A 12,422-nucleotide genomic window follows, 5' to 3' on the forward strand; every position below is an offset into this window, starting at 1 on the left:
CGTGCGGACCGCACCGGACGTGCTCCTGCTCGGCTTCGCCCGAGCGCTGCAGGCTGCCGGCGTGCACGTCACACCCGACCGAGAACGTGGATACCTCGATGCTGTGGCGGTTGTCGGCATCGACGACGGGCGGGCCACCTACTGGGCCGGCCGATCGACCCTGTGCTCGTCACCCGACGACCTGGAACGCTACGACCAGGTCTTTACGGCGTGGTTCTCACGGCACGGTATCGACGTTCGAAAGTCGCGACCGCAGACGATGCAACGCTCGACCTCGGTCGACCTGCTCACCGGCGGCGCCACAGAGGGTGACGAGCAGCGAGACGTCGAGGTCATCCGGAAGGTCGCCAGTGCCACGGAGGTGCTACGTCACCGCGACATCGGGACCATGACACCGGCCGAAAGGGCGTTGATGGCACAGCTCTTCGGCTCACTTCGTCGGCCGGCACCACGTCGCCGGTCTGCACGACACGTCCGAGCACCCCACGGTGCGGTGGACGCGCACCGCACCATGCGTGGCCAGCTCGAGCGACTGGGCGAGCCGGGCGCGATCCAGTGGCGGCGGCGGGACACGAGACCACGGCGCATCGTGCTGCTCATCGACGTCTCCGGATCCATGAGCGGGTATGCCGAGTCGCTACTGCGCCTGGCTCATCACTGGGTGCGTGGTGGCCGGCCCATCGAGACCTTCACGATGGGCACCCGCCTCACCCGCATTACCCGTGCACTGCAGCAGCACGACCCGGACCGGGCGCTGGTCGCGGCCGGCGACGTCGTCCCCGACTGGTCGGGCGGCACCCGGCTGGGAGCCTCCGTCAAGGTCTTCCTCGACCGCTGGGGGCGGCGCGGGATGGCTCGCGGCGCGGTCGTCGTCGTATTCAGCGACGGCTGGGAGCGAGCCGGCGTGGACGTCCTCGACGAGCAGATGCGAAGACTCAGCGCCATGGCGCACCGGGTCGTGTGGGTCAACCCGCACGCCGGCAAGACCGGATACGAGCCGGTGCAGCAAGGAATCCTGGCCGTGCTTCCACACTGCGACGCCCTGGTTGCCGGTCATTCGTTGCAGACCTTCGATGAACTGGCAGAGGTGATTGGCCGTGCGTGAGGTTCTTGACGACCTGATGCGGTGGTGGAACGTCGGTGCCGAGGTCGGCATGGGCACCGTCGTTGCGACGTGGCGGTCGTCCCCACGCCAACCAGGCGCCTCGATGCTCGTCGGCCCCGAAGGGGAGGCTGTCGGGTCGGTGTCCGGTGGCTGCGTGGAAGGAGCCGTCTACGAACTGGCCGGCGAGGTCGTCTCGACGGGCACGCCTGTGCTGCAGCGATATGGCATCAGCGACGAGGATGCCTTTGCGGTAGGCCTGACCTGCGGCGGGATCATGGATGTCTACATCGAGAAGGTCTCGAAAGAAACCTTCCCGCAGCTCGGAGACGTCGCGAAAGACATCGCGGCCGAGCGGCCGGTCGCTGTTGCGACGGTGATCGCGCACCCCGATCCGGATCGCGTCGGTCGCCGCATTGTCGTGCACACGGACCACCACGAGGGCAGCATCGGGAGTCAGCGTGCGGACGGCGCCGTCGTCGACGACGTCCAGGGACTGCTTGCGGCCGGGCACAGCGAGACACTGACCTACGGGCCTGACGGAGAGCGACGCGGCGAAGGTATGCGGGTGTTCGCCTCGGTGCATGCACCGGCTCCCCGGATGCTCGTCTTCGGCGCCATCGACTTCGCCGCGGCCTGCGCTCAGGTGGGCAAGTTCCTCGGCTACAACGTGACGGTCTGTGACGCTCGGCCGGTGTTTGCGACCGCTACCCGGTTCCCGGAGGCGGACGAGGTGATCGTCCAGTGGCCGCATCGTTACCTTGCCGCGGAGGCGGACGCGGGCCGGATCGATGAGCGGACCGTCATCTGTGTGCTGACGCACGACCCGAAGTTCGACGTGCCGCTGCTCCAGGTGGCACTGCGGCTACCCGGCGTCGCGTACATCGGCGCGATGGGCGCTCGGCGCACCCACCACGACCGCCTGGCGCGGCTGCGGGAAGAGGGCATGACCGAGGTGGAGCTGGGTCGGCTCTGCAGTCCGATTGGTCTGGATCTCGGCGCTCGAACCCCGCAAGAGACGGCGGTCAGCATCGCCGCGGAGATCATCGCCCTGAAGTGGGGCGGCCGTGGGCAGCGGCTCAGTAACACCGATGGGCCGATGCATCACTCCGACCGGATGCCGTCGGAGCCCGACCCGGGACCGTAGACCTACCGAGCGCCCTGGGGCGGCAACGGATTTCGAAGATCCCTTGCCTTCCGACGCAGAACCCACCACGATCAATGAATCACACCCGACATAGGAGTCAATGATGACCCGAATCAGTGTCCAGGTTGACGGTGACCACTACACCGATGAGGTGGAGCCGCGAACCCTGCTTGTCCACTATCTGCGCGAACGGATCGGCAAGACCGGCACCGTCGTCGGCTGTGATACGAGCAACTGTGGCGCGTGCACCGTGCTTCTCGACGGCAAGAGCGTGAAGTCGTGCAACATGCTTGCCGTGCAGGCGGATGGGCATGAGGTCACCACCGTGGAGGGTCTGGCCATCGACGGCACGCTGCACCCGATGCAGCAGGCCTTCCATGACAAGCACGCGTTGCAGTGCGGCTACTGCACACCCGGCATGATCATGGCGTCGATCGATCTGCTGAACGACAACCCGCATCCGTCCGAGGACGAGATTCGTGTGGGGCTGGAGGGCAACCTGTGCAGGTGCACCGGCTATCAGAACATCGTCAAGGCCGTGCAGCAGGCGGCAGGAAGTGAGCAGTCATGACCGCCACCGATGAGCGACCTGCCGAGCAAGCGCACGAGATCGGGACGTCTCGCACCCGTAAGGAGGACCAGCACCTGATCACCGGGCACAGCACGTGGGTCGACAACATGGTCCTGCCCGGCATGGTGCACCTGGCCATATTGCGAAGCCCGATGGCACACGCGAAGATCACGTCCATCGACGCGAGCGGCGCTCGCAAGTATCCCGGCGTCGTCGCCGCATTCACCGGCGCGGACTTCGCCGACACGCAGGGGAATCTGCCATGTGCCTGGCCGGTCACGCCGGACATGGTCAACCCCGGCGCCCCGAGTCTCGCCGTCGAGCAGGTCAACTTCGCCGGCGACGCGGTCGCGGTGGTCGCGGCTCGCACCAAGGCTGAGGCGGTCGACGCACTGGAGTCGATCGAGGTCGAGTACGACCCGCTGCCACCGGTGCTGGATCTTGAGGCCGCGCTGGCCGACGGTTCAACCCTGGTGCACCCGAACACCACATCCAACAAGTGCTACACCTGGGTGTTCGACTCCGCGGATGCCGGTAGTGGCGCGTCGATGGACGACGCGCGCCGAGACGCGGAGGTGACCGTCACCCGCCGGTTCATCCAGCAGCGGCTCAGCCCGTCCTACATGGAGCCGCGATCGACCCTCGTGCAGCCCGTCGACCAGGGTGTGACGATCTGGTCTTCTACCCAGATCCCACACATTCTGCGGACCATGCTGGCTCTCACGCTCGGTATCCCCGAGCACAAAGTGCGCGCCATCGCTCCCGACGTCGGTGGCGGCTTCGGCGGCAAGATCACGATCACGCCGGAGGAGGTCATCACGACGCTGGTCGCACGTCGGCTCGGCAAACCGGCGAAGTACACCGAGACGCGGTCCGAGACGCTGGAGGCCGCACACCACGGTCGCGCCCAGATCCAGGACATCACGATCACCGCCAAGCAGGACGGCACGGTCACCGGCCTGGACGTGCACCTCACCGCCGACCTGGGCGCCTACCTACGCCTGATCACTCCGGGCATTCCCCTGCTCGGCGCGTTCATGTATCCCGGCATCTACAAGTTCCCGGCCTATCACCTGTCGTGCGACGGCGTCTTCACCACCAAGGTCCCGACGGACGCCTACCGAGGCGCAGGTCGTCCCGAGGCGACGTTCGCCATCGAGCGAATCATGGACGAGCTCGCCGCCGAGCTCAAGATGGATCCGCTGGCGCTGCGCCGCAAGAACTGGATCGCCCACGAGGAGTTCCCGTTCACCACGGTCGCCGGCCTGACCTATGACACCGGCAACTACGAGGCCGCCACCGACAAGGCGGTCGAGCTCGTCGGCTGGGAGGACCTGCGGGCCGAGCAGGCCAGGCGGCGCGAGGCGAAGGACCCGGTGCAGCTCGGGCTGGGAGTGTCGACGTTCACCGAGATGTGCGGCATTGCGCCGTCTCGAGTGCTCGGCTCGCTGAGCTTCGGCTCCGGCGGTTGGGAGAATGCCTCGATCCGTATGCTGCCCACGGGCAAGGTCGAGGTCGTCACCGGGATCAGCCCGCACGGTCAGGGTCATGAGACCGGCTTCAGCCAGATCGTTGCCGATCGGTTGGGCATCCCGTTCGACGACATCGAGATCATCCACGGCGACACGCAGTCCTCTCCGAAGGGCTTGGACACCTACGGGTCGCGATCGCTGTCCGTTGGTGGAATCGCCGTCGTGAAGGCTGTGGACAAGGTCATAGAGAAGGCCCGTCGCGTTGCGGCACACATGCTGGAGGCGAGTCAGGACGATCTGGAGTTCGAGGCCGGTTCGTTCTCTGTCAAGGGCGCGCCGGGTTCGTCGGTGTCCCTGCCCGAGATCGCGTTCGCCGTGTTCGTCGCGCACGACCTGCCCGACGGGATGGAACCGAGCCTCAACTCCGAGGCCACCTACGACCCGGTCAACTTCTCCTTCCCGCACGGCACACACCTGTGCGCGACCGAGGTGGACACCGAGACCGGGCGGGTCAAGATTCTCAAGTATGCATGCGTGGATGACGTCGGTACGCCGATCAACCCATTGCTCATCGACGGGCAGGTGCACGGCGGCCTGGCACAAGGGATCGCTCAAGCACTCTACGAGGAGGCCGTCTACGACGATGCGGGCAACCTGGTCACCGGCACCTTCGTGGACTACACGCTGCCGGCCGCTCCCGACCTGCCGAACTTCCTGACCGATCGCACGGTCACCCCGTCGACCGACAACCCGCTCGGTGTGAAGGGCGTCGGAGAGGCGGGCACCATCGCATCAACCCCTGCGGTCGTCAACGCGATCGTCGATGCGCTGCGGCCGCTCGGTATCAACAATATTCAGATGCCCTGCACCCCGGAGCGCGTGTGGCGAGCGATTCAGAGCTCGGGCGCGAATGATCAGGGGTCGGCGGCGGCATCCACGCAAGAGCACTTCGACAGCACGGAAGGAGATGCGCAATGATCCCGGCCCCGTTCGACTACCTGGCACCAGAGTCCGTCGAGGAGGTCCTCGCGGCGCTGGCCGAGTCCGGTGATGATGCCAAGGTACTGGCCGGCGGCCAGAGCCTGCTCCCGGTGCTGCGACTCCGCCTGAATGCCCCCGAGAAGATCATCGACATCGGGCGCATCCCGGCCCTGCGCGAGATTCACGAGGACGGCGAGTACCTCGCCATCGGCGCCATGGCCACGCACGACGACGTGCTGCACAACGCCCTGGTCACCGAGCACGCCCTGCTGCTGCACAAGACACTGGTCGAGGTGGCAGACCCGCAGATCCGACACCGCGGGACGGTGGGCGGCGCACTGGTCCACGCCGACCCGGCCGGCGACCTCGGGGCCGCCGCGCTCGCGCTCGACGCAGAGTTGGTCATCGCCGGCCCCGGCGGCGCGACTCGCACCGTGGCAGCGAAGGACTTCTTCGTCGACATCTTCGAGACGGCGGTCCAGGACGGCGAGCTGCTCACCCAGATCCGGATCCCCAAGCACACCGGGTGGAGAGCCCACTACGAGAAGTTCGTCCGTGTGGCACACCAGTGGGCCATCGTCGCGGTCGCCGCAACCGTCCGCATGGACGGCGGCACGATCTCGGAGGCAAGGGTTGCGCTGACCAACATGGGCAGCACCCCGGTTCGCGCCGCGTCGGTCGAGCGGGCTCTGGTGGGCAAGCCGGCCACCGACGACGGGGTGCGCGAGGCGGCCACCCTCGCGGCCGAAGGCACCAGCCCACCGTCGGACCTGAACGGTGACGCCGCCTACCGCAAGCACCTGGCCGGTGTGCTGACCCGTCGCGCAGTGCTCGCGGCAGCCGGGGAGTGAGATCGTGCAACTGGAACACGAGTTCACGGTTCCTGCCCCGATCGGCACGACCTGGGACACCTTCATGGACCTGCAGGGCGTCGCCGAGTGCTTCCCCGGTGCAACGGTCACCAGGGTCGACGGCGACTCGTTCGACGGCTCGTGCAAGGTGAAGCTGGGCCCGATAGCCCTCGTCTACAACGGCACCGGGACCTTCGTCGAACGTGATGAGGTCGCGCACCGCGCAGTCATCGAGGCGAAGGGCAAGGACAAGCGTGGCAACGGGACCGCCGGGGCCACCGCCACGATCGAGCTGTCGGCCCAGGGCGACAGTACGACGGTTCGGGTCGTGACGGACCTGAAGGTGACGGGCAAGCCGGCCCAGTTCGGCCGAGGGGTCATGCAGGATGTCTCGGACAAGCTGCTCGGCCAGTTCGTGGCCTGTCTCGAGCAGCGGCTCGGGCCCGGCTCAACGGCGGCTGCCGCCGCGACTGCCCCCTCGAGTGACACCCCCGGCGCGCCCGAGCAACCGTCGGCCGGCCCGGACACGCCTGCCCCCGGGCCGGCGCAGGGGAGTGGATCGGGACGAGGCCAGGCGTCGGCTTCCGACACCCTCGATCTGGGCAGCGCGGTGCTGCCCAGCATCGCCAAAAGCTACGCGCCGTATGCCGTGGCCGGGGTCGTCGGTCTGCTCATTGGTCTGCTGCTCGGACGCCGTCGCAGATCGGTCGGCTAGATCAGTGGACCGCGGACATCGCGGTCCACTGCTTCCAGCTCAGCGCCCAGTCGTAGAGCTGGGTGCGGCTGTCGGACAGCTTGGTGCGGGTGCCGGTCACCTCCACCGGGTCACCGTAGATCGCCGTCGCAAAGTAGGCCTTCGCGTTGGCGGTGGACAGGTTGATGCAACCGTGTGAGACGTTCGCCTTGCCCTGGAACTGCACGGTCTCGGGGTTGGCGTGGATGAACTCGCCGTTGTCGTTGATCCGGACCGCCCAGTGCTCCATCAGGCTGTAGTGGAACAGCTCGGACTTCATCCTGATGTTCTGGTACTTGTCGGTGACAATGTTGATGCCCGACCGAGTGTTGCGGTTGAGCTGGCTGTCGAGGCCGTATGACGCCGGATACGTCACGACCTTCGCCCCGTTACGGTAGATCACGATGGCGTGGGTCTTGGCGTTCGCCTCCACGATCTGTGACCTACCGATGTTGAACGTCCAGTCGAGATTCTGGGCACCCGTTGTGCCGTTGCCCCAGTCGAGATCGGCGAGCGGCAGGGCCACGCGCACCTCGCTGTTGGCCGGCCAGTAGACCTTCGTCCGGAAGTGGGCGGTGGAGTTCGGGGCGTTGTCCGGCAGCCAGGCCCACGTGCCCTGGGCCGGCTTCCACGCGCCCGTGGAACCGTCGGGGCGAATCATCACCTTCAGATGGTTTTGTACGCCGGCCTCGTTGATGACCTTCGCGCCGAAGTTGACGATGATCGGCGCCGCCACCCCCACCACTCTGCCGGCGCCGATGTTCGCCGTCGCACGCACCATCTGCGCCGCGGGGGTCGACGTGGTCACACCCTTGATGGACGGGCCCGAGTCGGGGACGGCAATCCAGCTCCAGGCGGTGCCCGCGGGGATCGGATCGGTCGAGACCCACGAGGTGTGGCCACGGGACATCGACCCGGGCACCGCCGCACCGGAACCGTCGGTGACGGTGATCTTGCTCAGACTGCCCTTGTCGACCGAGAGCGTGACCGGTTGCCCGAACGGCACCTGACCGCCCTGGGCGCCGGCCGCGCTCATGACCGGGGTCGCGGCAGTGCTGGTGGCGGCATCGGGCAGGAGCTTGGTCGGGCCGATCGCCTGGTTCTGCCGCGTGGAGCAGCCGGCAACCATGCCGAGCGCCACCACCGAAGCCGTGCATACTCCTGCAACGCGTGTCCCGCGACGAATAGACAAATCCCCGCCTCTTTCCTCATCGTCTCGCGGTCCCCCAGCCGCCAAGCGCACAACGTCGCCAGAACTGGTGCAGAGCCTCACTGTGTCCGCGCCATCATGCTAAGCGCTGAACGTCACGAAACCGCATCACGGCACGCTGAGGTGTCGAAGGATCCCCATCGCGGCCAACCGTGCCACCGGTGGGCTTCCGCAGCACTCCTCGCACAGCCAGGCGCCCAGCCCTCAGCTCAGGTGGTGGACCTCCTGCAGCCCGTAGACGGGGGTCGGGATGCCTTCGTAGCGCGCCTTGAGCTGCAGTCCGAGGTAGAGCGAGTAGTGGCGGGACTGGTGCAGGTTGCCACCGTGGAACCAGAGCGCCTCCGCCTTCGTCGGCTTCCACATGTCGCGCTGCTCGCCCTCCCACGGGCCGGGATCCTTCGCCGTGGCCGACCCAAGACCCCAGACCTTGCCCACCCGGTCGGCGGTCTCCTGGTCGATGAGGTCGGCCACCCAGCCGTTCATCGACCCGTAGCCGGTGGCGTAGACAACCAGGTCCGCCGCCAGCTCGGTGCCGTCCTCGAGCACGACCGTGTGCTCGGTGAGGTGGTCGACCTGGCCGTGTTCCAGCCGGATCTTGCCATCGGCCACCAAGTCCGCGGCTCCGACATCGATGTAGTAGCCCGATCCGCGGCGCAGATACTTCATGAACAGACCCGACCCGTCCTCGCCCCAGTCGTGCCAGAACCCTGCCTTTTCGAGCCGGTCGTAGAAGTCCTTGTCGCGCTCGGCCATGCGCTGATAGAGCGGGATCTGGAATTCGTGCATGATCCGGTAGGGGAGTGAGGCAAAGATCATGTCGGCCTTGTCGGTCGTGACGCCGGACTTCACCGCTCGCTCGGAATAGAGGTCTCCGAGCCCGATATCCATCAAGGTGGCGGACTTGACGATGTGCGTCGAGGAGCGTTGCACCATGGTCACGTCCGCACCGTTCTCCCACAGCGCCCCGCAGATGTCGTGCGCCGAGTTGTTGGAGCCGACGACCACGACCTTCTTCCCGGCGTAGGCCTCGGGGCCGGGGTGCCGGCTGGAGTGCTGCTGCTCGCCGGTGAACACGTCCATCCCGGGGAAGGAAGGCAGGTTGGGTTTCCCGGACATACCGGTGGCGAAGACCAGCTGCTTGGGTCGCAGCTCGATCCGCTCGCCCGCGCGGTCGACCTGCACGCTCCAGGTCTTGGTCTCCTGATCGAACGACGCCGAGACGACAGACGACCTCGACCAGTAGGGGACTTCCATCACTCGCGTGTACATCTCCAGCCAGTCCGCGATCTTGTCCTTCGGCGCGAAGACGGGCCAGTTCTTCGGGAACGGCAGGTAGGGCAGGTGGTCGTACCAGACCGGGTCATGCAGACACAGCGATTTGTATCGGCCGCGCCACTGGTCACCGGGGCGGTCGTGATTGTCCAGCACGAGTGCCGGCACCTGCAGCTGCCGTAGTCTGGCACCGAGGGCGATGCCGCCCTGACCACCGCCGATCACCACCACATACGGCTGTCGGGTGACACCGAGCTCCCGCTCTTCCCGCTCGCGCTCCTCCTTCCACGACAGGCGTCCGGGGTGCAACGTGTGACTGACGCCCCGTGGCCGGTCCTCGCCCTGCGGCTCCTCGAACCCCTTCAGCTCGCGCAGGCTGGTCAGCAGGGTCCACGCGCCCTCGTCCGTCAGGCGCAAGTGACCTTTGGCCCGTCCCACCGCGGTCTCGAAGGCGATCCAGGCCTCGATGACCCCGCCGGCCTCGGTTGGCGTCTCGGTCGTGCAGAATCCGCTCGGGTCGGTCGAGCTCAAACAGCTCTCGAGCAGGTCGGCGACCCCTGCCGGCCCCTCGACGGTCTTGATGTTCCAGGTGAAGGCGACCAGGTCACGCCAAAAGCTGTCGGTGGCGAACATCCCGGCCGCCCGCGGCACATCACGCGCCGAGAGTGCTGATTCGAACTCGTGCAGCCACCGATCCACCCGCTCACCGGGGGTAGCGGTGCCACTGCCTGCATCGATGGTCTGAGTCATGTGCGCGCTCCTTCGTCGTGGGTGACCTACAGCACATCACCTGGGCACCCCGAGCGGAAGCGTTGCATGACGCGGATGCACGACGGACGCAATACCTGCATCGGCGCGGGCCGGCATTGCTGCTCGGCTGCTTCGAGAACGGAACCGGCGTTGCCGGGGTTTTGTAGACGATCCGCGATCGGGCAGTCTGGTGAGGCACGGATCGCGGATACTGGCGGCATGCAGGATTTTGGTAGGAGTGCCGGGGCGGCCGACGGGCGCCGATGGCTCGCGGCTCTGCCGGCGGAGTTGGAGGGGCAACGGGACCTGTTGGCCCGACTGCTCGACTTCTGTCTGGCGACACCGCTGACGAGCTCGTTGTCCGTGGGTTGTTCGCTGGGTCGCGGTGCGGCAGACACACTATCCGACGTCGATGCCGCACTGGGCGTGGACGCCGCCCGGGGCGAGCCCGGCGCGGACCGGGTGATGAGGGTGGAAGACGCCGTGGTGGCGGCCTGCGGCGAGCGTGGCCCGCTGGTGGGAGTGCTGCGCGAGCAGGTGGGTCCACCAGAGCGGGTGATCCGGCGGGTATTCGCTCAGTTTCGTGACGGCATCCAGCTCGATCTGGCGATCATGGCCGAAACCGAGGTGCGTCGTGGTAGAGCCGCCCCGGACTTCGTGTCGTTGTACCGCAGCGACCGGCCGGGTCAGGTCAACAATGCTGCGGGCAGCCCCACGGTCGCTCAGTTTCCGCCGGCGGACATCGTTGGTACCGGTCAGATCTATGAGTGGGCGTTTCTGGGGTGGTGTGCCTTGGCCGACATGCGCAAGTACCTGCACCGTGGGTCCTTGTGGGAGGCCCTCCAGCGCTTACACCAGGCTCGAGACCGCGTGTGGGCGCTGTGGGCGGCTGCTCATGACGCGCTGTACCCCTGGCACGGGCTCTCGCAAGTACTCGACCAAGATCCGCCGATCCTCCCGCCGGGTATCGAAGCCACGGTCGCTCGCCTCGACCATGAGGACCTCCACCGCGCTGCCCGAGCCATGGCCACGGTCCTTGCGCAGGTCAGCGAGGTCGCCGCTCGAAAACATGACGCGGCTCTTCCCCGTGGCATGGCCGACTACGTCATCGCCACACTGCAACCTCCGATCGAGTGAGATCCCGCCCCGCGAGCCGATCGCCGGCTGGGAGTGCGCCTGTCATCGCGCGGCGACCCGGCAGGATGGTCGGCATGACGACACAGCCCGGGGCACGCTGTCGACGGAGACCCGTCGAAGGGGTCGGGCCGTGAGGCGGCACACTCTGAGATATGGGGGCGATCGAAGGAAGCAAGGGAACGACGACGCTGGACATGTCGCTCGGGCTGCGGTGCTCCGGGCGAGCCAATGAACCCGACCTACGTGAGGCTCCTGTCCTTCCTGTCCGGCTACGTCTCGCTGGCCCGCCGAGCGCTGACCCATGGCTGCTGCTCAACGGGACTACCGAGAGCTCCGCGCAGCAACCTGCCCGCAGTGGCAGCGGACCGCATCGATCTGTGATGGGCTCAAGTCTGACGAATGTCGCACGTCGGAAGGAAGACCCATGGGACTGTTCAGCAAGAAGACGCAGCCGCCCGCGCGGCAGCCGTCCGTGCTGCCCGCACCGCAGGGACCATCGACACCACCGACTCCCGGACGGATCAACCTCACGAAGGGCGGCAGCGTCAACCTCACCAAGACGGCAACGTTGACCGCAACCTGTTCCTGGCCGACCGCGACGGACTACGACGTCTTCGCCCTCGTTGAATATGCCGATGGGCACGTCGAGACGGTCTCCATGTTCGGGACCAACAAGAACAAGCATTTCAATCAGCAGACCGAGGACAGCGCCATCCGCCACCTCGGCGATGTGCAACGGGGCGACGGTTCGATGGGGACCGAGACGATCGAGATCCGTCTCAATGACCAGATCACTCATGTCGTTCCCGTCGTCTACTCCGCCCAGTCCAACGGGTCCGGCAGCTTCCGTCAGTACGGCGTCACCATGGCGATCGACAATGGCGCGGGTGAACAGGTCATCATCTCCGGCACGGAGGCGAGCAGGGACAAGCACGTCTACAGCTGCGTTCCTGGTGTCATCCGCAATGGCGCGCAGGTCACCATCGAAGCGCTGGAGCTGTATTCAAAGCGGGGGTCGGAGAAGCGACCAGTGGTCAGCGCAGGACGGGTCACGATGGACCACGGACCACGCAACGCCTACAAGTAGGCGACCTTGCACGCCAACGCCTGCTTGTCGCCTGGGGACGGAATGTCTTCCCTCCGGCGTATTTACAATCTATCTTGTAAATATGAGAGCTCCGATGGAGCACGCCCCA

General features: G+C 66.7%; 11 protein-coding genes. 9 read left to right on the top strand and 2 right to left on the bottom strand.

Translation table 11 applies throughout. The features are described from left to right. The first annotated feature begins 1 nt into the window (after position 1). The 6 genes from FGL98_RS08425 (at position 2) to FGL98_RS08450 (ending at position 6,839) form a co-directional block, all read left to right on the top strand. Complete coding sequence (locus FGL98_RS08425; RefSeq protein WP_146316319.1) at positions 2-1,105, top strand: vWA domain-containing protein; 1,104 nt, start codon at positions 2-4, stop codon at positions 1,103-1,105. Beyond that, entirely contained in the window at positions 1,098-2,249 is a 1,152-nt protein-coding gene (locus FGL98_RS08430; protein ID WP_186526056.1) for an XdhC family protein, read from the top strand. The genes FGL98_RS08425 and FGL98_RS08430 overlap by 8 nt, the downstream gene beginning before the upstream one ends. Positions 2,250-2,352: 103 nt before the next feature. Continuing rightward, positions 2,353-2,820, top strand: coding sequence for a (2Fe-2S)-binding protein (locus FGL98_RS08435; protein ID WP_146316320.1), 468 nt, complete (start codon positions 2,353-2,355; stop codon positions 2,818-2,820). Further along, on the top strand, positions 2,817-5,270 hold the full coding sequence (locus FGL98_RS08440; RefSeq protein ID WP_146316321.1) for a xanthine dehydrogenase family protein molybdopterin-binding subunit: 2,454 nt from the start codon (positions 2,817-2,819) through the stop codon (positions 5,268-5,270). Before FGL98_RS08435 ends, FGL98_RS08440 begins: the two co-directional genes overlap by 4 nt. Continuing rightward, positions 5,267-6,124 carry an FAD binding domain-containing protein gene (locus FGL98_RS08445; protein ID WP_146316322.1) on the top strand — a complete coding sequence of 286 codons (858 nt, stop codon included), beginning with the start codon at positions 5,267-5,269 and terminating at the stop codon, positions 6,122-6,124. The genes FGL98_RS08440 and FGL98_RS08445 overlap by 4 nt, the downstream gene beginning before the upstream one ends. 4 nt (positions 6,125-6,128) lie before the next feature. Beyond that, a complete protein-coding gene (locus FGL98_RS08450) occupies positions 6,129-6,839 on the top strand; it encodes an SRPBCC family protein (RefSeq protein ID WP_146316323.1) in 711 nt (236 codons plus the stop codon). Position 6,840: 1 nt separating this feature from the next. Here FGL98_RS08450 and FGL98_RS08455 read toward each other — a convergent pair whose 3' ends face one another. Further along, positions 6,841-7,998, bottom strand: a complete 1,158-nt coding sequence (locus FGL98_RS08455) for a L,D-transpeptidase (RefSeq protein ID WP_146316324.1) — start codon at positions 7,996-7,998, stop codon at positions 6,841-6,843. 273 nt (positions 7,999-8,271) lie between these two features. Further along, complete coding sequence (locus FGL98_RS08460; protein ID WP_146316325.1) at positions 8,272-10,089, bottom strand: flavin-containing monooxygenase; 1,818 nt, start codon at positions 10,087-10,089, stop codon at positions 8,272-8,274. 219 nt (positions 10,090-10,308) lie between these two features. Between FGL98_RS08460 and FGL98_RS08465 the strand changes: the two genes are divergently transcribed. The 3 genes from FGL98_RS08465 to FGL98_RS08470 all read left to right on the top strand — a co-directional run bounded on the left by FGL98_RS08465 (position 10,309) and on the right by FGL98_RS08470 (position 12,313). Further along, on the top strand, positions 10,309-11,226 hold the full coding sequence (locus FGL98_RS08465) for a hypothetical protein (protein ID WP_146316326.1): 918 nt from the start codon (positions 10,309-10,311) through the stop codon (positions 11,224-11,226). A gap of 228 nt (positions 11,227-11,454) precedes the next feature. Then, positions 11,455-11,607: a hypothetical protein gene (locus FGL98_RS25350; protein ID WP_186526057.1), complete on the top strand. Its 153-nt coding sequence runs from the start codon at positions 11,455-11,457 to the stop codon at positions 11,605-11,607. A 43-nt stretch (positions 11,608-11,650) separates the two neighbouring features. After that, on the top strand, positions 11,651-12,313 hold the full coding sequence (locus tag FGL98_RS08470) for a TerD family protein (RefSeq protein WP_186526058.1): 663 nt from the start codon (positions 11,651-11,653) through the stop codon (positions 12,311-12,313). The last annotated feature ends 109 nt before the right edge of the window (positions 12,314-12,422 follow it).

It is taken from the genome of Leekyejoonella antrihumi, assembly GCF_007845645.1.
Classification (GTDB): domain Bacteria; phylum Actinomycetota; class Actinomycetes; order Actinomycetales; family Dermatophilaceae; genus Leekyejoonella; species Leekyejoonella antrihumi.